Annotated in this window: 22 protein-coding genes and 1 pseudogene; 12 read left to right on the top strand and 11 right to left on the bottom strand. The window is 71.0% G+C overall.

Annotated features, from left to right (window positions below):
• Positions 1–96 precede the first annotated feature (96 nt).
• The 3 genes from trpB to H8F25_RS09930 all read right to left on the bottom strand — a co-directional run bounded on the left by trpB (position 97) and on the right by H8F25_RS09930 (position 3,651).
• Entirely contained in the window at positions 97–1,371 is a 1,275-nt protein-coding gene (gene trpB / locus H8F25_RS09940; protein WP_197210282.1) for a tryptophan synthase subunit beta, read from the bottom strand.
• 61 nt (positions 1,372–1,432) lie between these two features.
• Positions 1,433–1,906 (bottom strand): hypothetical protein, encoded by a 474-nt coding sequence (locus H8F25_RS09935; RefSeq protein ID WP_197210281.1) that lies wholly within the window; start codon positions 1,904–1,906, stop codon positions 1,433–1,435.
• Complete coding sequence (locus H8F25_RS09930) at positions 1,801–3,651, bottom strand: iron uptake porin (RefSeq protein ID WP_231596748.1); 1,851 nt, start codon at positions 3,649–3,651, stop codon at positions 1,801–1,803. The genes H8F25_RS09935 and H8F25_RS09930 overlap by 106 nt, the downstream gene beginning before the upstream one ends.
• 250 nt (positions 3,652–3,901) lie before the next feature.
• Here H8F25_RS09930 and H8F25_RS09925 point away from each other — a divergent pair, with 250 nt between their 5' ends.
• From H8F25_RS09925 to H8F25_RS09920, 3 genes and pseudogenes are all read left to right on the top strand, one after another.
• Positions 3,902–4,909 (top strand): methyltransferase, encoded by a 1,008-nt coding sequence (locus H8F25_RS09925; RefSeq protein WP_197210279.1) that lies wholly within the window; start codon positions 3,902–3,904, stop codon positions 4,907–4,909.
• Positions 4,906–4,965: pseudogene (locus H8F25_RS18155) on the top strand (hypothetical protein); the annotation flags it as partial. The gene H8F25_RS09925 and the pseudogene H8F25_RS18155, both read left to right, overlap by 4 nt.
• Before the next feature lie 105 nt (positions 4,966–5,070).
• A complete protein-coding gene (locus H8F25_RS09920) occupies positions 5,071–5,406 on the top strand; it encodes a translation initiation factor (RefSeq protein ID WP_197213700.1) in 336 nt (111 codons plus the stop codon).
• A 67-nt stretch (positions 5,407–5,473) separates the two neighbouring features.
• Here H8F25_RS09920 and H8F25_RS09915 read toward each other — a convergent pair whose 3' ends face one another.
• Positions 5,474–6,139, bottom strand: coding sequence for an SDR family oxidoreductase (locus tag H8F25_RS09915; protein WP_197210278.1), 666 nt, complete (start codon positions 6,137–6,139; stop codon positions 5,474–5,476).
• Positions 6,140–6,420: 281 nt separating this feature from the next.
• On the opposite strand from H8F25_RS09915, the gene H8F25_RS09910 reads away from it, so the two are divergent.
• The 3 genes from H8F25_RS09910 to H8F25_RS09900 all read left to right on the top strand — a co-directional run bounded on the left by H8F25_RS09910 (position 6,421) and on the right by H8F25_RS09900 (position 9,760).
• Complete coding sequence (locus H8F25_RS09910) at positions 6,421–7,899, top strand: ChaN family lipoprotein (protein WP_197210277.1); 1,479 nt, start codon at positions 6,421–6,423, stop codon at positions 7,897–7,899.
• Positions 7,896–8,558: an adenylyl-sulfate kinase gene (gene cysC, locus H8F25_RS09905; protein WP_197210276.1), complete on the top strand. Its 663-nt coding sequence runs from the start codon at positions 7,896–7,898 to the stop codon at positions 8,556–8,558. Before H8F25_RS09910 ends, cysC begins: the two co-directional genes overlap by 4 nt.
• Positions 8,559–8,653: 95 nt before the next feature.
• Positions 8,654–9,760, top strand: coding sequence for a hypothetical protein (locus tag H8F25_RS09900; protein ID WP_197210275.1), 1,107 nt, complete (start codon positions 8,654–8,656; stop codon positions 9,758–9,760).
• Positions 9,761–9,828: 68 nt separating this feature from the next.
• Here the strand turns inward: H8F25_RS09900 and H8F25_RS09895 are convergent, their stop codons facing one another.
• From H8F25_RS09895 to purE, 4 genes are all read right to left on the bottom strand, one after another.
• Positions 9,829–10,908 carry an AI-2E family transporter gene (locus H8F25_RS09895; RefSeq protein ID WP_197210274.1) on the bottom strand — a complete coding sequence of 360 codons (1,080 nt, stop codon included), beginning with the start codon at positions 10,906–10,908 and terminating at the stop codon, positions 9,829–9,831.
• A 192-nt stretch (positions 10,909–11,100) separates the two neighbouring features.
• Positions 11,101–11,496: a nucleotidyltransferase domain-containing protein gene (locus tag H8F25_RS09890; RefSeq protein ID WP_231597352.1), complete on the bottom strand. Its 396-nt coding sequence runs from the start codon at positions 11,494–11,496 to the stop codon at positions 11,101–11,103.
• Positions 11,396–11,791, bottom strand: a complete 396-nt coding sequence (locus H8F25_RS09885) for a HEPN domain-containing protein (protein ID WP_231596747.1) — start codon at positions 11,789–11,791, stop codon at positions 11,396–11,398. Before H8F25_RS09885 ends, H8F25_RS09890 begins: the two co-directional genes overlap by 101 nt.
• A 166-nt stretch (positions 11,792–11,957) precedes the next feature.
• Complete coding sequence (purE, locus tag H8F25_RS09880; RefSeq protein ID WP_197213694.1) at positions 11,958–12,452, bottom strand: 5-(carboxyamino)imidazole ribonucleotide mutase; 495 nt, start codon at positions 12,450–12,452, stop codon at positions 11,958–11,960.
• Between the two features lie 192 nt (positions 12,453–12,644).
• Between purE and H8F25_RS09875 the strand changes: the two genes are divergently transcribed.
• The 3 genes from H8F25_RS09875 to H8F25_RS09865 are packed head-to-tail and all read left to right on the top strand — an operon-like array spanning position 12,645 to position 14,357.
• Complete coding sequence (locus H8F25_RS09875; protein WP_370525715.1) at positions 12,645–13,841, top strand: N-acetylglucosamine-6-phosphate deacetylase; 1,197 nt, start codon at positions 12,645–12,647, stop codon at positions 13,839–13,841.
• A 46-nt stretch (positions 13,842–13,887) separates the two neighbouring features.
• Positions 13,888–14,148: a type II toxin-antitoxin system Phd/YefM family antitoxin gene (locus tag H8F25_RS09870; RefSeq protein WP_231596746.1), complete on the top strand. Its 261-nt coding sequence runs from the start codon at positions 13,888–13,890 to the stop codon at positions 14,146–14,148.
• Entirely contained in the window at positions 14,145–14,357 is a 213-nt protein-coding gene (locus H8F25_RS09865; RefSeq protein WP_197210273.1) for a hypothetical protein, read from the top strand. The genes H8F25_RS09870 and H8F25_RS09865 overlap by 4 nt, the downstream gene beginning before the upstream one ends.
• Before the next feature lie 81 nt (positions 14,358–14,438).
• Here H8F25_RS09865 and H8F25_RS09860 read toward each other — a convergent pair whose 3' ends face one another.
• Positions 14,439–14,753, bottom strand: coding sequence for a hypothetical protein (locus H8F25_RS09860; RefSeq protein WP_197210272.1), 315 nt, complete (start codon positions 14,751–14,753; stop codon positions 14,439–14,441).
• Between the two features lie 154 nt (positions 14,754–14,907).
• Here H8F25_RS09860 and H8F25_RS09855 point away from each other — a divergent pair, with 154 nt between their 5' ends.
• From H8F25_RS09855 to cobA, 3 genes are all read left to right on the top strand, one after another.
• A complete protein-coding gene (locus H8F25_RS09855) occupies positions 14,908–16,704 on the top strand; it encodes a glycosyltransferase family 39 protein (RefSeq protein ID WP_197210271.1) in 1,797 nt (598 codons plus the stop codon).
• Between the two features lie 81 nt (positions 16,705–16,785).
• Positions 16,786–17,547 carry a magnesium protoporphyrin IX methyltransferase gene (gene bchM / locus H8F25_RS09850; RefSeq protein ID WP_197210270.1) on the top strand — a complete coding sequence of 254 codons (762 nt, stop codon included), beginning with the start codon at positions 16,786–16,788 and terminating at the stop codon, positions 17,545–17,547.
• Positions 17,548–18,032: 485 nt separating this feature from the next.
• Complete coding sequence (gene cobA, locus H8F25_RS09845) at positions 18,033–18,833, top strand: uroporphyrinogen-III C-methyltransferase (protein WP_197213688.1); 801 nt, start codon at positions 18,033–18,035, stop codon at positions 18,831–18,833.
• A gap of 22 nt (positions 18,834–18,855) precedes the next feature.
• Here cobA and H8F25_RS09840 read toward each other — a convergent pair whose 3' ends face one another.
• Together H8F25_RS09840 and H8F25_RS09835 are read right to left on the bottom strand one after the other, a co-directional pair.
• Complete coding sequence (locus H8F25_RS09840; protein ID WP_231596745.1) at positions 18,856–19,722, bottom strand: CsgG/HfaB family protein; 867 nt, start codon at positions 19,720–19,722, stop codon at positions 18,856–18,858.
• A 108-nt stretch (positions 19,723–19,830) separates the two neighbouring features.
• Positions 19,831–21,690 (bottom strand): GGDEF domain-containing protein, encoded by a 1,860-nt coding sequence (locus H8F25_RS09835; RefSeq protein ID WP_197210268.1) that lies wholly within the window; start codon positions 21,688–21,690, stop codon positions 19,831–19,833.
• Positions 21,691–21,965: the final 275 nt, after the last annotated feature.

The following is a 21,965-nucleotide window of genomic DNA, read 5'->3' as shown; positions in this document are numbered from 1 at the left end:
ACAGCTCGGCGCCCCGGGAGCGGGGGACGGTTCTGGCTCCAGGCCAGCCCTCGACGGCCCCTCGGAGATCGGGAGGTCCCGCGGTCAGAAGAGGCCTCAGCCCCCGAGTCGATCTCCCAGCCGGTCGGCCACGGTGTTGACGTCCTTGTCGCCGCGACCCGAGAGATTGACCACCACCTCGGTGCCGGGGGCGAGGGTGGGGCAGAGCTTCTCCAGCCAGGCGAAGGCATGGGCCGTCTCGAGGGCAGGAATGATGCCCTCCAGCCGACATATCAGCTGCAGAGCGTCGAGGGCCTCGTCGTCGGTGACGGCGGCATATTCAGCGCGGCCGATGCCCTTGAGATAGCTGTGCTCCGGGCCCACACCGGGGTAATCGAGACCGGCGCTGATGGAATGGGCCTCCATCACCTGGCCCTCGCCGTCCTGCAGCAGCAGACTCATGGCGCCATGGAGCACACCGACACGCCCCTCGGTGATCGTGGCGGCATGGCGGCCGCTGGCCACGCCCTCACCGGCCGCCTCGACGCCGATCAGCCGCACCGAGGTGTCCTGCACGAACGGATGGAACAGGCCCATGGCGTTGGAGCCGCCACCGACACAGGCGACCAGCACATCCGGCAGGCGCCCGAAGGCCTGCTGGCACTGCTGCCTGGCCTCCTCACCGATGACGGCGTGGAAGTCGCGCACCAGCATCGGGTAGGGGTGCGGACCGGCCACCGAACCGAGGATGTAATGGGTGGACTCGACGTTGGTCACCCAGTCGCGGATCGCCTCGCTGGTGGCGTCCTTGAGGGTGGCGGTGCCGGCGGTGACCGGCTGCACCGTGGCCCCCAGCAGGCGCATGCGGAACACGTTCAGCGCCTGACGGCGCATGTCCTCGGCGCCCATGTAGATGACGCACTCCAGCCCGAAGCGGGCGCAGACGGTGGCGGTCGCGACCCCATGCTGTCCGGCGCCGGTCTCGGCGATGATCCGCTTCTTGCCCATGCGCAGGGCCAGCAGCGCCTGGCCGAGGGCGTTGTTGATCTTGTGGGCGCCGGTGTGATTCAGGTCTTCGCGCTTCAGCCAGATGCGCGGACCGCCCTCGGCGCGGCGGTAGTGCTCGCTGAGCCGTTCGGCCTCGTACAGCGGGCTGGGCCGGCCGACGTAATCGCGCAGCAGATGGTTGAGGCGCGTGGTGAAGGCGGGATCGGCCCAGGCCTCCGCCGCGGCGGCCTCCAGTTCCGCCAGGGCCGGCATCAGGGTTTCGGGCACGTACTGGCCGCCGAAGATGCCGAAGCGCCCCAGAGCGTCAGGGCGTGCCGCGGGTGCCAGACCGGCGGGATCGGGGGCGGAGCCGGACGAGGCGAGCGGAGGAACGGTGCTGGTCACGGCGCGGTCCGGCGGCGGCTGATGAGCTCACACAGTAGGCAGGAGGCCTGGGCGGAGCGGCTCAGTCCGTGACGACATCCGTCTGCAGCAGCCAGGTGCCCACATAGGTGGGCTCGGGACGCTCCGGCGTGAGACCGAACAGGCGCAGCGGATGAAACCCCTGCTGGAGGGGATTGCGCAGCAGCAGCTCCAGGCCGTAGGCCCCGTCGGGCTCCAGCTGCTGCTGCGGCCGCAGCAGCAGCTGTTCGCGACGCACCTCGACGACCAGGGGCAGCCGCTCGAGGCAGCGGACCGTGCCGCGCCGGCCGGGGGTTTCGATGCGGCAGAGGCGCAGCTGCCGTGACAGGACCAGGGCGTCGAGCGTGGGCGGCGGCAGCAGCAGCAGCTCCCCGTAGGCGCGCGGCAGATCATGGGGACGGATCAGCAGCATCACCTGACTGCGGGCCAGCACCTCGCGGCTGCTCTGCCGCAGCGGCAGCAGCTCCAGCCGCTGTCCATCCCCCCAGGCGCGCAGGCGCTCGGCGGCGGACGACACCCTGGCCGGAGCCGCCGCCGCGCCACCGGCCAGCAGCAGAACAGCGAGTGCCACAGGGATGGCACGACGGCGCCCTGGCAGAAGGCGTGGCGTGAACGGGCGGGGCATGGCGTTTCAGAAGCGGAAGCGCAGCTTGAGCACGGCCCCGAAGGCCGAGAAGGTGGCGCCCTGTCCCGGGGCAGGGGGGTGGTGTCCCAGGCGGTGCCGGCGGCCGTGAGCTGACCACGGGGACGGGGCAGCCAGAAGACGCCCGGGGTGATCGTCAACCAGTCCGTCGGCTGGAGGCGATACCAGAGCTCCATCTGCAGCGAACGGTCGGCCGCCCCCTGCTGGCCCTCGGCATTGCGGTAGCGACTGACGGACACCGGGCTGCCGATGGCGAAGGCCAGCTCGCTGCCAGAGACCAGCACGTCGTACCAGTTGAGCCCCACCATCCACGACTGGCTCTCGGCGAGCTGCGGTGGCCTCCGTCCACCCACCGTCCCATCCTCGCCGCTGTAGACCGCGCGATTGAAGCCGGCGCCCAGCGTCAGGGCGGGGAACCAGCCGCTGCGCAGGGGCACCCAGAAGCCGGTGAGGGCGAACGCATGCACATGGCCGCCGAGACCGGGCTGGCTGCTGGGCCAGGTCTCTGCCGCCAGCGGTGTGAGGCCGGCCCGGTCGAGGGCTCCGGCCTGGTTGAGGGTGTAGATCGCCGCCGCGGCCCAGCTGCCGGCCTGGTAACCCAGCTGCAGACTGCTCGCCCCGCGCGAGCCGGCGCTGAACAGACCGCCCTCGGCGGGGTCACCGCTGGCGGGAGCACCGGCCACCGTGACGGCGCTCACCACCCAGCCGACCCCGGCATCGGCATCGGTGCGCTGGGTCCAGTAGAAGCCCAGGCCGGCACCCTTGACATCGCTGTAGGCGCCGGGCGCCCCGCCCTTGCTGAACAGCGACAGCAGGATCTCGTTGTCGTCGAAGGCCGCCGGCCAGATGGCGATCATGTCCTTCTGGTTGACGCGGCTGCCCAGCGTCACCCGCCAGTTCGGGCCCAGCGGCCGCTGGTAGAAGAACTTGTCGAGCTGGAGCAGGTCGTTGCGGCAGGCCTCCGGCCTCGACGCGGAGCAGCCGGGCGACAGGCCACTCAGACGCAGGGTCGGCGCCAGGTCGGCGCGGAAGGCGGAAAAGCCGCCGTTGCCGCTGCGCAGACGCAGGCGGAGCAGGTCCTGGCCGTCGAAGCTGGTGGTGAAGCTGAAGCGGACGTCGGTGTTGAAGACAAAGGCGTCGCGCAGCGGCTGCCCGCCGTAGCTGTTGGCGGCGCGGTTGATCTGATTGCCGCCGTACCCCACCCCGCCGAGCCACCAGCGCACATCGCCGCGCAGGCTGGTGATGGGCGAGAAACGGGTGGCGTCCAGCTCCGCCAGCCGCGCCTCCAGGCCATCGACACGACCCTGCAGGCGGGCCAGCTCCGGGGCGAACTCCCACTGCAGGCGCCGAAGCGGCTCCGTGGCCACCAGCTCCGGGTTCGCCAGGCAGGCCTGCAGCAGCAGCGCCGCCTCATCGCGGTTGATCGATACACCGGCATCCAGCAGGTCGCGCAGCGCGGACCCGGTGCATCCCCCCGTCCGGATCAGCTCGCGCAGGGCCTGGTGGGGCCACTCCTGCGGGCTCAGCTCCGCCGCTGCCGGCAGACCCCGGACCGCTCGCTCCACCGGGGCCGGCGCAGCAGCCGGCGCCGAGAATGCCGCCTCCGGGCCGGGGGTCACGCCGGCGTGGGAAGCGGGCACAGGCAGGGCCTGCGCCGACAGCAGGGTGGCCGCCAGCGACAGCGCAGCAAACCGCGCACCAGGCCGAAGGTCAGACACTGCCGAGGAACATCGGGGCGCCGGCGGCCGGCGGACACAGGGGCCGCCTCGCAGCGGGCCCGGATGGCGCCGACGATAGGCAGGTGCTCCGGCGGGCTGACAGAGCGTGGTGGCGACGCTAGAGCGGGCCATCCCCGCAGCAGCCCCCGCCATGCCCCCCGAACTCAGCCCCGGCGAGCAGCTGATGGCGATGGCCAGCGGCGCCTGGGTGACACAGATGATCCACGTGGCCGCCGAGCTGGGTCTGGCGGACCAGCTGGTCGGCGGCGAGCGGGACTGCGAGGCGCTGGCGCTGGCCTGCGGCGCCGAGGCCGACACGCTGTTCCGGCTGCTGCGGGGCCTGGCCAGCCTGGGCATCTTCGAGGAGACGGCCCCGCGCCGCTTCGCCCTGACGCCACTGGCAGAGCTGCTGCGCAGCGATCACCCCCAGTCGCTGCGGCAGTTCGCACGGATGCTCGGCGAGGAGCACTACCTCAGCTGGGCCGATCTGCTTCGCAGCGTGCGCACTGGGGAGAACGCCTTCCAGCATCGCTACGGCTGCTCGGTGTTCGCCTGGTATCAGCAGAACCCGGAGCGCGGCGCCATCTTCGACGGGGCGATGACGGACTTCTCGCGCCAGGAGACCGAGGCGCTGCTGGCGGCCTTCGACTTCAGCGGCATCCGCCGGCTGGTGGATGTGGGCGGCGGCCGCGGAGCGCTGCTGCAGCGGGTGCTGCGGGCCACACCCGGGCTGCAGGGCACCCTGTTCGATCAGCCGGAGGTGGTGGCGCCGGTGGCGCCGCCTGCCGAGCTGAGCGACCGGCTGCGTGTCGAGGGCGGCGACTTCTTCCGCTCGGTGCCCTCAGGTGCCGATGCCTATCTGCTCAAGCACATCATTCACGACTGGGGTGATGACGCCTGCCGCACGATCCTCGGCCACATCCGCGCCGCGATGGATCCCGCCGGTCGGGTGCTGATCGTCGAGCAGGTGATCCCTCCCGGCAATGGCCCGTTCCCCGGCAAGTTGCTGGATCTGAACATGCTCGTGATGAGCGAAGGCGGGCGCGAGCGCACCCCCGGGGAGTACGCCCAGCTGCTGGAGAGCGCCGGGCTCCGGCTCAGCCGCATCGTGCCCACCGCGTCGGCGGTGAGCGTGGTGGAGGCGGTGAGGGCGGATTGAAGCTCGCTCAGCAGCAGGGCCTGAGCGTCTACGACGCCACGTCTCTGGCGCTGGCCCAGCGGCATGGGGCCGTGCTGCTGACCGCGGATGAACGCCTGGTGGCGGCCGCGCGGCGCAGTGGCTGCGGCCCTCCAGAATCCCCTGAGCAGCAGTCGGGGTGGATGGCCAAGAAAGGAGGCTGGCAGGAGTTCAGCGGCCTCAGCAATGCCGCCGCCCAGCAGCGGCCGACCACCGCTGGACCAGGCACTCCGAAGGCACAGCAGCGGGTGCGGGTGCAGCGCACCAAGGCGGGCAAGGGCGGCAAGCTGGTGACGGCGATCACGGGACTGGAAGCCCCGGAGACTGAGCTCAAGGGCCTGCTCAAGCAGCTCAAGGCGGCGGCCGGCACCGGCGGCACCCTCAAGGACGGAGTGATCGAGCTGCAGGGCGACCAGGTGGCCGCGGCCCTGGCGGCGCTGGAGCAGGCGGGCTACCGGCCGAAACAGGCGGGCGGCTGAACCCCGGCGGCGCCCTGCCAGAGCCTGCGATCGCGCTCCAGCGGCGGGGGACTGGCGACCGCCCGCCTCACCACGGCAGCAGCTCCCCATTGGCGTGCCAGAAGCTGCCCGACGTCTCGAGGCTCAGGCCATCGATGCGCTCCACCAGGCCGGCGGCCGCCTGGGCCGGGCTGATGCCCTGGGGGTTGAAGTTCACCATGCGGGTGCTGACCAGGCCCGGATGCAGGATCGCCACGGCGATGCCGCGGGGCCGCAGGTCGACGGCCAGGGAGCGGCCTGCCATGTTCAGCGCAACCTTCGACATGCGGTAGCCATAGGACCCGCCGGAGGTGTTGTCGTCGATCGAGCCCATGCGGCTGGTGATCAGCGCCAGCTTCGAGCCGGAGGCCAGGCAGGGCAGCAGGGCGCGGGCCAGCAGCAGCGGCGCCAGGGCATTCACCTCGAACTGACGACGGATGCTGTCTGGATCGAGATCCTCGAGGCGGCCCGACTCCAGGATGCCGGCGTTGAGGATGGCCCCCGCGAGGGTCAGGCCTGCCAGCCGGCCCGCCAGCGCCTCGATCGACTCCGGGCTGCTGAGTTCGATGCCGCTCTCCACCCGCACGCCGAGGGCGTCCAGCTCCGGCGAGCTGCTGCGGCAGACGGCGATCACGGCATCGCCGCGAGCGCTGATCCGGCGGCAGAGCTCGAGGCCGATGCCGCGGTTGGCACCGGTGATCAGCCAGGGAGCCATGGCGAACGGGAAACGGGACCAGGGACCGCGAGTCTGGCCTGGGGGAGCTGCGAACGGCGGCAACCGTCGCAGGAGGTGCCAGCGCAGCGGCCCGATCCGGAGCCGGCTGATCCGTGGCGGCCCGCCCCCGACAGGAGGCTGCCATGGAGCTGAGTCCGGACGGCGGGGCACTCCCTAATCTGCGGCCTTGTCCGTCGCTCGGAGTCTTCGCTGCGATGGCCATCGCCCAACCTCCCCAAGGGCTGAGCGACTGGAGACGGATCACCGCAAGGATCACTGCGATGAGGGCAGCTGTCCCTTTCGCCGCTCCTCTCCACCGCGCTGCTGTGTCGCGGGCAGGGTCGGCGCGGCGACAGCTGCGAGGCCTCACCCTGGCGATGCTGCTCTTGGCGGCCGCTCAGGCCAGGCCCGGCTGGGCTGGATCCGCCGCCAGTGCAGCGCGGCCCCTGTCCGGAGAGGGGGCCGACGCCAGCGCGCTGTCCGCCCGCTGCGCCGCGGCCCAGGGCGCCATCGAGGCCCAGGTCTCCCGCCTGCGGTCCGCCCTGCCAGGGCTCGACGCCCTGCTGCTCGGCGAGATCCACACCAGCCGCGCCGACCACGCCTGGCAGCTCGCCACCCTGGAGGCCGTCCGTCAGCGCCGCCTGCGGCTGAGCCTGGGGCTGGAGATGGTGCCGGCCGCCCGTCAGGCGGTCCTGGATCGCTACAGCGCCGGCAAGATCAACGAGGAGGCATTCCTCAACCAGGTGGGCTGGCAGGAGGTCTGGGGCCATGATCCCGATCTCTACCTGCCCCTGCTGCGCTGGGCCCGCCAGCAGGGCGTGCCTCTGCTCGCGCTCAACGCCGAACCGGAGCTGGTGAAGCGGGTGCGGCGCCAGGGACTGGCGGCCATCCCAGGCGCGGAGCGTGAAGGGATCGGCACGCCGGTGAGTGCCGGGCCGGCCTACCGGAAGCGCCTGGAAATGGCCTGGCGGGGACATCGGGTCTTCACCGCCCCCCAGCCACCCCATGGCACCCCCGGGATCCCCGGCCTCCCAACGCCAGTGGCTCAGCCAGGCGCAACCGACAGAGCGACCTCCGCTGGCGCCCGCCCCCCGGCCTCGAACGGCCCCAGTGGTGCGACCAGGGCCACCGGCGTGGCTGATGCCTCCCTGAGCGCCGCCGAGGCCAGTGACCTGCAGCGCTTCCTCGACAGCCAGCTGCTGCGCGACCGGGCGATGGCCGAGCGGATCGGGGCCGCCCATCATCGAGATCCCGGCCGGCTGGTGGTCGCCCTGATCGGCCGCGGCCATCTGGAGGACGGCGATGGGGTGCCTCGCCAGCTCGCGGATCTGGGCCTGGAGCGGCAGCTCAGCCTCACCCGGGTGCCCCTGCCCGACGGCTGCGGCCCACCGCCGACACGGGCCCGGCTGGGCGCCTACCTGGAGAGCGCCAACGGCTCGGTGTGGGTGCGGCGGGTGGCAGTGGGATCGGCAGCGGCAGCGGCCGGCCTCCGCCCCGGCGATCGCATCCTTGAATGCAATGGCACGGCGGTGGACCACGCCGGCCAGGTGATCCGCGGCGTGCGCCTGCAGCCCGATGGCGTGCCGCTGAGGCTGACGATCGAACGGGAGGGCCGGCGCCTGCAGCTGCAGCTGGACCTGCCCACCAGCACGGAATCAAGGCAGGCCAGCAGGGACAATGGCAATCGGAGTGGCGACAGGAGCCGCCCCGTGCCCCGGCCCTTCAGCCGGCCTCACCCTCTCGCCCTGAGCCCGCCATGACCGCCAGCCCCACCGGTTCCCCCTATGGCGCCATGACCAGCCAGGGGGCCGCCACCAACATCGTCTGGCACCACTCCACCGTGACGCGGGCGGCGCGGGCGCACCAGCGCGGCCACCGCAGCGCCATCCTCTGGTTCACGGGCCTCAGCGGCGCCGGCAAGAGCACCCTGGCGAACGCCGTCAACTCCGCCCTGTTCGAGCAGGGGCTGGCCTGCTACGTGCTCGACGGCGACAACGTGCGCCACGGCCTCTGCAGCGATCTGGGCTTTTCCGACGCCGATCGCGAGGAGAACATCCGCCGCATCGGCGAAGTGGCCAAGCTGTTCCTCGATGCCGGCGTCGTGGTGCTCACTGCCTTCGTGTCGCCCTTCCGCAGCGACCGCGACCGGGCCCGGGCCCTGGTGGAAGCCGGCGACTTCATCGAGATCCACTGCGCCGCCGATCTAGGCGTGTGCGAACAACGCGACACCAAGGGGCTCTACGCCAAGGCGCGCGCCGGTGAGATCAAGGAGTTCACCGGCATCTCCAGCCCCTACGAGGAACCCGAGAACCCCGAGCTGCGCATCGACACCGGTGCGCAGGACCTGGAAGCCTGCGTCGCCCTGGTGCTGGCCTATCTGCAGAGCAAGGGGGTGATCCCGGAACCAGGCGAGGCCTGAGGCCGCGAAGCCACGGGTCGCCTGCGTGGCGTGAAGCCGACACCGACCTCGCCCGACCGCTCTGCGGTCAGCCCTCTTGACCTCATCAAACTTCCATGCACTTCCCCTGCCGTCTGCCTGTCCTGGCTCTGAGTGCCGCCGTGCTGTGGGGAGCCAGCTCCCTGCCCCCAGCGGCCTTGGCCCGTGGTGGCGGCCACGTTGGCGGCGGTGGGGGGCACTGGGATGGGGGCGGGGGTGGTGGCGGTGCCTATCGGTTCCGAGCTCCCGAGCCCGCTGCAGCGCCCGTCGAGCGGGCAGCCCCCATTGAGCCTCAAGCTCCTGCACCCCAGTCCGCTTCAGTCGAGCGAGCAGTTCCCCAGGAACGCCCAGCCCCAGCCACCGAGCCCGACGACCGACGCAGCTGGACGGACCAAGTCGCCGACCGCGATCTGCACGAGGGCTACCGCGGCAGCCATCCCCTCTACGGCCCCGGCAGCCGCAGCCCATGGACGGGTCACAACATCTCGCAGGCCCAGTTCCAGCGCTTCAACAGGAACGGCTGGAACAACAACGGGAACAACCGCTGGAACGACGGTCGCAACCAGCCCTGGAACAATCCTGCCAACAACTTCTACAACCGCAACGTCGGCGGCTGGAACAACATCTGGGCCAACGGCGGCTACTGGGGCAGCCGTCCCTGGGGATACGGCTGGTACAGCTGGAATCCAGGCACCTGGAGCTGGTGGGGATCCGCCTCTCCCGGCTGGGGGCTCACGGCCCTGGCCGGTGCCGCGGTGATCACGGACCTTGTGAACGACGCCACCAGTCAGCAGTCGACGGTGATCGACGTGCCGGACAGCGACTATGAGCTGAATTACGCCACCGTCGATTCGGTCGGCAGCAGCGGCGCCGATTTCAGCTATGCCGTCGCCGACAGTCCGCCGGTCAAGGGTGCGGCCAATTGCCAGGAGGGCCTGCTCGATGGGCAGGTGCCGAGCACCCCGGCCCAGGCCCAGCTGCTGAATGCGGCCTGCCAGGTGGCCTACGGGCCCGACCCGAAGGGCACGCCGCTCCCCGAAGCCCTGGCCGGCGAGCTTCCCGGATGGCTGCGCGATCTGCTGGTGCTGGCCCTAGGCGGCGGCCTGGCGACGGCGGGCTGGCAGATGCTGGCCAGGCGCAGGGGCACCCGTGCCGCCGCCCTTGAGAGCACCATGCGCCGGTGACATCCGGCTGATCCGCACTCGGCATGGAGCCTTCCCTGCTGGCCCTGGGGAGGAGGGTGGGACTCGCTTCAGCCGCCTGCCTGAGCCAGCTCCCCCGCCCGCAACCGCTGCGCCCAGGCATCGAGAAAGGTCTTGCCGCAGCTGGCCACCGGCACCGCCAGCAGCAAGCCCAGCAATTCGCCCAGCCCGAGCAGGCTGCCCAGGCGGGCGCCGATGGGGAGGCTGATCAACAACCAGGCCGGCTGCAGGCCGACGATGCTGCCCATCAGGCGCGGCTGGATCACCTGATCCACCACCTGACCGACGCTGATCGCAGCCACCAGGACCTCCAGGCCCTGACGCGGATCCTGCAGGGCGAGCAGCAGGCTCACCAGCACGATCGTCAGGGCACTGGCATAGGGAATCAGGGTGGTGAAGCCGATCGTCACGGCGAACAGCACCCCATAGGGAATGCCCAGCAGGGTGAACACCACCATCTGCAGACCGCTGAGGATCAGCGCCAGCAGCACCTGCCCACCGAAGTAACCGCGGAAGGTGCGATAGAGGGTGGTGGTCACCAGGGTGCGCACGCCCGGGGGCAACCAGGCGGCCAGACCGGCGGCGATGCGCTCCCCCCCGAGCAGCAGGAACACCGTCAGCACCAGCACGATCACGGTGTTGACCGTCAGGCCGACCGTGGCCCCCAGCAGACTGAGCAGCTGTTGGCTGAGCTGGCTGGCCAGGCGGCTGGTGCGGCTGATCAGTTCGCTGCTCAGATCGCCGAACTCCGACGGCAGGCCCTTGCCCTGGGCCCAGGTCTGCAGATCGGTGAGCAGTGTCTCCCCCTGGGCCAGCCAGCCCGGCAGGGCGGTGATCAGATCATCCAGCTGGCTGATCAGGCGCGGCACCAGCCACAGCGCCGCCAGCACCACCGCGCCGAAGCCCAGACCGAGCACCAGGAGCAGGGCCAGCGGTCTGGGCAGGCGACGGCCCACCAGCCAGCGCGTCGGGATGTCGAGCAGAAAGGCCAGCAACGCCGCCGTCAGGAACAACGCCGGGAACGGCGCCAGCGGCAGCAGCAGCTGGCGCAGCACCCAGAGGTTGAGCACCAGCAGCGGCAGGGCCAGGCTGAAACGCAGCCAGGGGGGCAGCACCAACCGCTCGAGCATGGAGACGGGCCGCGCTGCGGGCGGCGGTGAGACGGGCTTGAAGCTGAATGTAGAGGGAGCGGCGAGGGAGGACGGAATGCCCCTGCTCCGTGTTGGGGGATCCCTTCAGGATGAAGCGGAGCAGCAGCTCAGAGGACTGGGGCAGCTCAGCCAGAGCCGGCCGCAGCGCTGTGGCCGGCTCTCTCAGGCCGATTACCTCCGCAAGATGGCCGGCGATGAGGAGGGATGAGGGGGATGGCCCGCCAGCCAGCGCGCGTCGCGGCCGAGGACCTCGGCCAGCCGGGGATTCCAGCTGGGCAGGGTCTGCCATTCCTCGCGGCTGTAGACGAGCAGATCGCAGGCCAGCGGCAGCGCGCCGGTGTCCCAGCGGCGCAGGCGCTCCCAGATCGGCAGGGCGCAGGACTCAAGGATCAACACCAGATCCAGATCGCTGCCCACACCGGCATCACCGCGGCCGTAGGAGCCGAACACACCAACAGCCAGCAGATCAGGGTTCTGTTGCTGTTGCGTCGTCGCCCAACGGGTCGCCTGATCGATCACTTGATCGAAGCTGGGCCAACGCAGCACCGACCCAGCGGAGGATGGCATCGGCATGGAGGAGAGCCTGCTCACTCTGCAGTCTGCCGAAATGTTCGCCCGGCGTGCCCTCCGGGTAGCTGTCCGGGTAGCGGGTGGGGATGTAGAAACCATCCAGCAGCCGCAGCCGGTCTTCCAGACCCACTGGCGGCGCAGGCGTCCAGACCTGTGTGGGCAAAGTTGACCATAGACGGCTGAGGGTGTGGCCCCAGGCCTGCTGCCCCTGCGCCAGGTTCAGGGCCTTGAGGGCTTTCTCGGCAGCCTGGTGAGCCGCGAAACAGGCCCACTCATGCCGTCCCGAGCGCATCGACTCATCGGCCTGCTCAAGATCCCTCTGTGCCTGATCCAGCCAAGTCGGTCGAGCGATCCGCCAATGCCTTCAACGCCAGCTTGATCAACTTAGGAGCTGCCTACAACTGACACCCGGGGAGGCTCCTGCCAATCACCCTCAGCCCATTCACCCACCGATCCACTCACCCCATCCCCTTCAGGTACGCCGCCGCCCCCAGCTGCACCAGCCGCTGGTCCTTGGCCACCACCTGATCGTGCAGATCGTCGGCGTAGGCCGCCAGGCCTGCGGCCAGCTCGGCATCGGCCGTGGCCAGGATGCGCGCCGCCAGCAAGCCGGCGTTGAGGCCGCCGCCGATCGCCACCGTGGCCACCGGAATGCCGCCGGGCATCTGCACGATCGAATGCAGCGAATCCACCCCGGAGAGCGCCTTGCTCTGCACCGGCACACCGATCACCGGCAGGGTGGTGAGTGAGGCCACCATGCCCGGCAGGTGGGCGGCACCGCCAGCTCCGGCAATGATCACCTTCAGGCCCCGTCCGGCGGCGGCCTGAGCGAAGGCCACCATCTCCAGCGGCGTGCGGTGGGCCGAGAGCACCCGCACCTCGCAGCTCACCCCGAAGCGCTGCAGCAGCTCCACCGCCGGCGCCATCGTCGGCAGATCGGAGTCGCTGCCCATGATCACGGCCACGCGCGGCGGCGACTGGGGCGACAGTGAGGACGCTGCGCTCTCGGGCACGGTTCAGTCGCGGCAAGGCCGGCCATTCTCCCCTCCCTGCGCCGATCGCCCCCGGGGGGCCGGCGGCAACCAGCGTGTTGCAGGCCGTCCTGTGGTGGCATCCTCAAGGCTGCACCCCGATCCCGCCCTGCCGTGCCCTGGCTGACGAATGTGCGCCTGCCGCTGGAGAGGGCCTGCGGCCACGACAGGAACCGCCTCTGGCGCATCGGCGTCGATGACGCGGGCGTGATCGCCGCGCTCGAACCCCTCGATGCCGGCAGCCATGCCGCCGGCATCGACTGGGGCGGCGACTGGCTCAGCCCGATGGGCGTCGACCTGCAGATCAACGGCGGCCTGGGGCTGGCCTTCCCCGAACTCACGCCCGCCGATCTGCCCCGGCTTGAGCAGCTGCTGGAGCGCCTCTGGGCCGATGGCGTCGAGGCGATCTGCCCCACCCTCGTCACCTGTGGCGTGGAGCCGCTGCGCCAGGCCCTGGCGGTGCTCGCCGAAGCGCGCCGTCGCCACCGAAGCGGTCGCTGCCGGCTGCTCGGAGCCCACCTGGAGGGGCCGTTCCTGGCCTATGAGCGCCGCGGCGCCCACCCTGCCGAGCACCTGGCGGCTCCGAGTCTGGAGGCTCTCGCGGAACGGATCGGCGGCCTGCGCTGCGGCCCCGGCTGGGAGCAGCCGGACGACATCGCCCTGGTGACCCTGGCGCCGGAACTGGCGGGCAGCGACGCGGTGATCCGTGCGCTGCGGGACCGCGGCGCGGTGGTGAGCCTGGGTCACAGCGCCGCCAACGAGGCTCAGGCCCAGGCGGCCTTCGACGCCGGGGTGTCGATGCTCACCCACGCGCTCAACGCCATGCCCGACATGCACCGGCGCGCCCCCGGCCCGGTGGCGGCGGCACTGCTGCAAGGCGACGTGGCCCTGGGCCTGATCGCCGACGGCGTGCATGTGGCGCCCACCATGGCGGTGCTGCTGCAGCGCCTCGCCCCCGACCGGGTGGTGATCGTCAGCGATGCCCTGGCCCCCTACGGCCTCGAAGACGGCGTCCACCGCTGGGATGAGCGTGAACTGCACGTCAGCGGCGGCAGCTGCCGCCTGGCCGACGGCACCCTGGCGGGCGTCACCCTGCCCCTGCTGGAGGGGGCGGTGCGCCTGGCCCGCTGGAGCGGCAGGCCGGAGCGGGCGATCGCCGCCGCCACCGTGCTGCCGCGGCGGGTGCTGGGGGAGCAGCGCTCGCTGCCGCAGCTGCTGGTGGGCCGGCCCCTGGGGGAGACCCTGCGCTGGAGGCAGGGCAAGGAGGGGCTGCAGTGGAGGCAGGGCGACCATTCAGAGCGAGAACCCTGAATCACGACCAAACCAAGACTTAGTCCAGGAGCTGCACCCGGTTGCCATGGCCAAGGTCACGGTGCATCAGGTCACGGTGCATCAGGTCAACGTGCACCAGGCCAAGGCACACCTGTCACAGCTGCTGCTGGAGGTTGAGGCTGGCGAAGAAGTCGTGATCGCTCGCTCGGGGGTGCCGATTGCACGCCTGGTGCCCTGGCGCAACCCACAGGCCACGATCGCTGCCCCGGGAGCGATGCGGGGCCAGATCACGCTGGCCAAGGACTTCGACGCCCCACTGGACGACCTGTTTGAAGCGCTGCAGTGACACGCCTGCTGCTCGACACCCATCTGCTGCTCCGCTGGCTGCCGCTGCGCAATGCCCATCTGCTGGCGGTGGCGGAGCTGGAGAGCGGTGGCGATCATCGCGATCCATTCGACCGCCTGCTGGTCTGCCAGAGCAGGGTGGAGCCGATGCTGCTGCTCACCGCCGACAGGCAGCTGGAGCGATATGGATCAACCGTGATCGTGTTCTGAAGACACTCCCTGAGGGAGCCGCCACCTGGACGGCATGTGGGGCAGAAGAGGTGCAGCACAGTCCGGCGACCGCCAGGTCCCTCAGGTTCGCCGCAGCGCCGTCATCGGTCTGCTGGTGGGCAGCGGCGGCTCCGGCGTCGCATCCCCATGGGCAGACACCCGCTCCAGCTGGCCTCGCAACCGTGCGAGCCGGTGGTTGGTGCGCTCATGCTGGGCGACCCAGGCGATCGGGACAAAGAGCAGGGAATAGCCCAGGGTCGGCACGGCCAGCAGCAGCGCCAGGGCGGTGCAGAGATCGGGTGAGAGGTAGCCGGGGGAGTCCCCCCCGCCGAGCAGTCCGCAGCCACGCGCCTGCGCGACGATCGCCTGGTCTTCGGGCGGCAGATAACGGACCATGGCTGGGAGAGGACCGATACCTCACCTTCACCGATCCTTGTTAATGGCCTCTTAAGAGCGCGATTGCCAACACGCCCCTTGGTCGTGCAGCCGACATCGCCCGGCACCTGGAAGGCAGGGAGCATGGATCCCCTCTCCCCTGCAGCACCGCCCCATGGGCCGACGACGTGGTGACCGGCGCAGGCTGCTCCTGATCACCCTCGCGGCAGGAGCCCTGGTCTTCCTGGTCGGACTGGGGCAGACCGGTGTCATCGACGAGACCCCGGCGCTGTTCGCCGCCTCCGCGCGGCGCATGCGGGACAGCGGCGACTGGCTGGTGCCCTGGGTGAACGGCCTGCCCCGCTACGACAAGCCGCCGCTCGTCTACTGGCTGATGGCAACGGTGTATTCCCTGCCGGGCCGGATGCTCTGGGATCCCGCCGGCAGCCTGGCCGCGAGGCTGCCCTCCGCCATCGCCTCGATCGGGGTGATGCTGCTCCTGGCCGACACGGTGCTGCGCTGGCCCCCGTCCTCCGCCTCGCCCGAGAACACCAGAAGCGTGGCTTTCAGCAGCGCCCTGGCCTTCGCGCTCGGCCCCCTGGCCCTGATCTGGGGCCGCACCGAGGTGAGCGATGCCCTCTTCAGTGCACTGCTGGCGGTGGGACTGCTGCTGGCCTGGCGCACCTATGCCTGCCCGCATGGGCCCTCCTGGCACTGGTGGCCTCCCCTGGCACTCGCGACCCTCACCAAGGGGCCGGTGGCCCTGGTGCTGGGCGCCCTCACCCTGGGCCTGTTCGCAGCACTTCAGGGGGATGCCCCCCGACTGGTGCAACGGCTCAGGCCCGGACGAGGGCTGCTGCTGGCGATGGTGGCGGCGGCCCCCTGGTACGGCGTGGTGTTGCTCCGCGAGGGCAATGCCTACTGGCAGAGCTTCTTCGGTTACCACAACCTGCAGCGCTTCACCCGGGTCGTGAACAACCACCAGCAGGGCTGGTGGTATTTCGGGGCGCTGCTGCTCGTGGCGAGCCTGCCCTACACCCCTCTGCTGCTGCTCGGCCTGAAGCGTGCCCTGCTGCAACCGAGACCGGCCGCGCCCGAGGCCTCCCTGGGCCGCTTCGCCGCCGGCTGGCTGCTGGCGGTGCTGGTGTTCTTCTCCCTCTCTGCCACCAAGCTCCCCAGCTACTGGCTGCCAGCGACTCCGGCCGCCGCCCTGCTCGTGAGCCTGGCACTCGGCGGGCGCCCTGGGGCGGCCGACAGAAACGGGAGACTGGCCCTCATCAGCTCGGCCCTGCTGCTGCTGCTGCTGTCCGTTGGCCTTGGCGCGGCGCCGCTGTGGGTGCGCTGGATCGAGGATCCCTCCGTTCCGGACCTCCCCGGGGCGATCCTGAACGGCCCCTGGATGCTGTGCGGGGCCGGCCTGGCCCTGCTGTCCTCCCTGCTGGCCTTCGGTCTCGCCTCAGGCCGTCCGGAGCAGCGGTTGCTCCAGAGTCAGCTGGCCCTGCTCCCGCTGGTGCCGCTGTTGCTGCTGCCCCTGACGGTGCGGCTCGATCAGCGGCGGGGAGCGCCGATCCGGATCCTGGCCGCCGCGGCCTCCCGCGAGCAGCGGGCAGGGGAAAGCCTGGCGATGGTGGGGATGAGAAAGCCGTCGCTTCACTTCTACAGCGGCTCCACGGTGATCTTCGAGGGGCGTTCCGCGTCAGCGCTGCGCAACCTGGCGGATCGTCTGCGGCGGGAACAGCGTCCGGGTCTGCAGCCCTCCACATCGCAGCGCGAGGCCACGGTGCTGGTGGTGATCGACCGGGAGACCGCCCGGCGCCCGCACTGGCAGCACTGGAGAGGCGAGCAGCTGGCCGTGGCGGAGCCCTACAGGCTGCTGCGACTCGACCGCCGCTGGCTGGAGCAGCGAGCCGGGCAGCTGGCCGCTCGCGGCGAGCGTCTTACCTGGATGGATCCACGGCCCGAGCGCTTCTGAAACCGCGGGCCCGGGTGCTCCACCCCCCGGAACCCAACCGCCTCCACTCCCTAGGATCCGCGCCACCCCAGCCCCCTCCCGATGTCCGCCGACCTGCAGACCAGCACCACCGCCAGCAGCGCGGCAACGGGCTCGCTGGACGCCAAGCAGGCCGAGAAGGCCGCCGAGAAGCAGGAGGTGAAGGGCTACTTCGAGACCACCGGCTTCGAGCGCTGGAAGCGCATCTACAGCGACAGCGACGACGTCAACAAGGTGCAGCGCAACATCCGCATCGGCCACCAGAAGACGGTCGATGAGGTGCTGGCCTGGCTGCAGGCACGCGGCGGTCTGGAGAGCCGCAGCTTCTGCGACGCCGGCTGCGGCGTCGGCAGCCTGGCGATCCCCCTGGCCCTGGCCGGCGCCGGCTCGGTGGCCGCGAGCGACCTGTCGGAGGCGATGGTGAGCGAGGCCAGCCGCCGCGCCGCGGAGGCCGGCATTGCGCCGGAGCGCCTCAGCTTCCACGCCTCCGATCTCGAAAGTCTGGAGGGCCGCTACGACACCGTTGTCTGCCTGGATGTGTTCATCCACTACCCGCAGCAGGCCGCCGAGGAGATGGTGCGCCACCTGGCCTCGCTGGCTGAGAACCGGCTGATCGTCAGCTTCGCCCCCTACACGCCGCTGCTGGCGCTTCTCAAGGGCATCGGCCAGCTGTTCCCCGGCCCCAGCAAGACCACCCGCGCCTACCAGCTGCGCGAGGACGGCATCGTCGCCGCCGCCGCCGCCTGCGGCTTCCGGCCGGTGCACCGCAGCCTCAACCAGGCCCCCTTCTATTTCTCACGCCTGATCGCCTTCGAGCGCGGCTGAGCCTGGGACACAGGGATGGCGACGGCGATGCCGTCGTGTCGGTGCTGGCACGCTGGTTCCAGGCGGCCCCCCAGGAACCCGGCTGAGCGCAGCGGGCCGGGGGAGGGAGGACACGAAACCCGGCGCCACCGGGCGATCCCGCCGGCACGATCGGCCGGGGCCGGATCCGCCGGCTGCGGCCCCCTGCCCGGCTGATGGGTCGTGAGCGGCCGCGCCCGAGGCAGGGATCGGGGCCCACGGCCGCCGCGGCGGGGATCCCAGCGCCGGCCTCTCCCTACAGTCGGGCGTCTGCCGCTGCCGGCCACGGGCAGACAGGCCCGAGGGGCGCCGCGGCCTCCGTGTTCGCGCCCCCCTGCTCCCAGCACCCGTCCTCGCGGGCCCTGCGAGACGGCCGGCGACAGCGCCGGTTGCTTGCCACCCCTGTCCCCGCCACCGGTTCCTCCGCCTTGCCCGTCCCCGCCACCAGCCCCGACGCGGACGCCGCCGTGACCAAGCCCGCCCGGGAGGCCAGCGGAGCGGGCACCGTGTATCTGGTGGGGGCGGGCCCGGGCGACCCGGAGCTGCTCACCCTGCGGGCGCACCGGCTGCTGCAGAGCTGCGACGCCTTGGTGTACGACTCGCTGGTGCCGCAGGATCTGCTCGATCTGGTGCCGGCCTCCTGCGCGCGCCACTTCGTCGGCAAGCGCCGCGGCCACCACTCGGTGCCCCAGCCCAGCACCAACGCCCTGCTGGTGGAGCTCGCCGGCCGCCATCAGCGCATCGTGCGGCTCAAGGGCGGCGATCCCTTCCTGTTCGGCCGCGGCGGCGAGGAGGCCGCCCACCTGGCCTCCCGCGGCATCCCGGTGGAGGTGGTGCCCGGGGTGACCGCCGGCATCGCCGCTCCCGCCTACGCCGGCATCCCGGTGACGCACCGCAGGGCCGGCTCCTGCGTCACCTTCGTCACCGGCCATGAAGAGATCGACAAGGGCCGGCCCGGCGTGGACTGGCAGGGCCTGGCCCGCAGCGGCGGCAGCCTGGTGATCTACATGGGTCTGCACAACCTGGCCCGCATCGCCGAGGAACTGCTGGCCGGCGGGCTGGCGCCGAACACCCCGGGCGCGGTGATCCAGCAGGGCACGGTGCGCGGCCAGCGGCTGCTGCTGGCCTCCCTGGCGGAGCTGGCCGAGAAGGCAGCCGCCGCGGGCTTCGCCTCCCCCTCCGTGGTGGTGATCGGTGAGGTGGTGGCCCAGCGGGTGGCCGCCTGCGCCCCGGAGCCCGCCACCGTGACGATGCCGATTCCGTTCTGAGCGGGTCCGGCCCTCCCCACCCTCACTCCAGCTGCAACACCCCCTGGGTGCGCTGTCGGCGCTCCTGATCCTGGGCCTGGTAGCGGGCCAGGCAGTCGCCCTGGGGCGCCAGCACGCAGCTGACGTACCCGGCGGCATCGATCAGGGCGGCGCGGATCGCCTTGGCGGCGGGTGTGCGCTGTGCCTGGGAGCTGTTGTTGCCGAAGTTGAGCGTGCCGGCGGCCCCGGTGAGCACCTGGCCGGTGCGTCCCATGTTGGGGAACAGAAGCAGGGCGGCGCCGGCGGCCGGCAGCAGGCTCACCCCCTGCTGATTGGCACTGGCGACGTTGGTGGCACGCCCCTCGACGGTGCGCTGGCCGACGATCTCACCGGTGCTGCTGTCGACCACGCGGACATCGATCGCCACGTAGTCCTTGGTCTCCAGCTGCTGCTGGTTCTTGCCGAAGCCAAGCAGGCCGAAATTGCTGCCGGAACTCTTCTCCTCGACATTCGAGTCGTAGGAGGTGACGGTGCCGAGCACGATGTAGCGGGCACCGGTGAGATTGCCTCGGGTCGCGGCGGTCGGCCCCTGGCGCACCAGGCCCAGCTCCGCCAGCTCCTGCTCGCTGAGCACGGCGCCGATCTTGTTGCGCTCCACCACCTGCAGCGTGCCGGTGGCCGCCAGCTCGTTGGCGAGGGCGGCGGCCAGGTCGGTGGCCACCGGCCCCTGCCACCACCAGGCGGGCTGGGTGACGGTGTTCTTGAAGTCGGGCACCGAGACGGTCGGCCTGGCGACGGGCTGCCTCGGCAGAGGGGGCATGGACTGGGCCCGGACCTGAAGCGGGGCCGCCAGCGGTGGCAGCAGCAGGGCGGCGAGAAGCAGGCCGCCGGATCGTGCCTGGGAAGCCATCGGCATCACGGAGGGTGCGTTCCATTCAAGGCCTGCCGCTCCGGAAGCGGGCACGGACCGGGTGACGGCCCCGCAGCCGGCGAAGCCCGGACTCCCGCCTGAGGCGCCTCAGCTGTCGCCCCCGAAGGTCTCCTCCGGAGCGGGGCGGCGACGGTCGAGGTCCTGGCGGGCCCTGGCAGGCAGATCCTCGGCGTCGGCCTCCTCGGCGTTCAGGCTGCTGATGCCGAAACTCAGACGGGTGCGCAACTCCTGGGTGGTGCCACCGGGCTCACTGCTGGCGAGGTAGATCCCCTCCATCGCGCTCCTGAGGCTCTCCGCGAGGTCACGGGCGTTCGCGGCGGAACAACCGATGGCCACCACCAGGAACGCATCGCCGCATCGGAAGAGGTGATCGGTGATGCGCAGGCGGGGGCGGGCGGCCTGGGTCAGGCCCTGCAACAGGGTGTGACCGACCTGGGGTCCGAACGTGCGGTTGATCGCCACCAGGTTGTCCACCCGCAGGCAGAGGCAGCTGAGGGCCTCTCCGCTGCGACAGCAGCGGTGAAACTCTTCCTGCAGGCGCGCCTTCAGGGCCTGACGGTTGCCGCAACCGGTGATCGGATCGATGTTGAGATGCTGCTGCAGATCATTCCTGGACTGGCGCAGACGGCTGTAGGCCTGGCGCAGTTGCAGTGCCAGGCGGTTCACCTGGCGGATGCGGTGGTTGATCAACAACGCCAGATTGCGCAGCTCCAGCACCGGTGAGAGCTGCAGCGGCGGCATCGAGACGGAACCCTGTTGCAGGTGCAGGGGGGAGATCACCCGCTGGAATTCGCGATCGAAGAGGCCCCCGAGCCAGTAGCCGATCAGCGCTCCGAGCGTCATCACACTCATGCTCGTGGCCAGCAGCCAGGTGCTCTGGTCCTGCATGCGCGTCACGATGGCGCGGGCCGGGGCCACCACCTGCACCAGCGCCGTCTCGCCCACGCCCCTGTTGATCTGGGAGCTGTAGCTCCAGTAGCCGTTCACCCACTTGCGCAGCAGCGGCAGACGCCCCCGGGGGATGAGCAGCGCCAGGTCGCTGTTGCGCACATAGGTGCGGCCGCTGTCCTGGAAGGCGTCATCCAGGCGCTGGAACAGGGCGGGATCGGAACTGGAGGACTGCCCGTCGGGCTCCAGGCGCCGGTAGGCCAGATCGTTGCCCAGCTCGCGCATCAGCAGATCCGGGGTGGGATCCTCCACGCCGGCGCGGGCCACGGCGAGGTTCACGGTGCGCAGGCCATCGAGGACGCCCTCCTGCACGGCGAGTTCCAGTTGCTGGCCGGCCAGCAGGCTGATCACCAGCGTGGGCACGGTGATCGCCAGCAGGGCGAGAGCCACGATCACCCCCCGCAGCGACAGGCCCGGACCCTGCCCGCGCCGGGCCTGGACGACGCGGATCACGATCAGGGCCGCAAATGCCAGGCCGGTGTTGAAGACCCCGTTGAAACTCTGCTTGACCGCCACCACCAGGACATTCGCCGCGTCGAAGCGCAGCACCAGCCCGTAGAACACGAACACCAGAGGGGCGCCCAGCAGCAGCCAGTAGGCGAGCGAGAAGAGCACCACGCGGCCATTGCCGTCGTTGCGGGCCAGGCCGTTGAAGAGGCGCATGGCGACGGTGAGCCAGACCATTTCGAGCGTGAAGATCACCACCGCCCAGGGATGCCCCCACAGGGTCCAGGTCTGCAGGCTGGCCAGAAAGGCCATCGGCACGGCCCACCAGGTGCGCCAGAGCAGCAGCGCCAGGATCGGCGGCACCGAGCCCAGCAGCACCTGCACCCCGAAGTAGAGGGGCACAGGCAGGCTGTTGAGCAGCACCGCCAGGCCGGTCAACAGGGCGAGCAGCAGCCCCTGACGCCGCCAGGGGTGGGATCGGTGCCCCGGCTTCAGCTCATTCCGGTCGGCGATGACCTCCTCGGGACGGTCGCTGACGGGTGGCAGGGGCATCGACAGGGCTTGAGGGCCAATGGGGCTTCAGGATGACGAAGCAGGCCCTCCGCTGGCCTCAACCTCAAGAAAACTCAGAACCCTGCAACACGCACCGGGGTTTCCGCCAGCCTGAGGGCCAGTCCTCCTGCTGCAGAAGTCAGGCTGAGATCACCGGTATGCCACCCCAGTCGAGCCCTGCCGCCTTCGCCCTCGCTCCTGGCATCCTCCGCAGCCTTCGGCGTGCCTGTCTCGTTCACCCCGTCCACCCAGCCGCCCGGAGCACCTCTGACCGG

This window comes from Synechococcus sp. CBW1004 (genome assembly GCF_015840715.1).
GTDB lineage: Bacteria > Cyanobacteriota > Cyanobacteriia > PCC-6307 > Cyanobiaceae > Cyanobium.
This window is presented reverse-complemented; position numbering and strand designations above follow the sequence as displayed.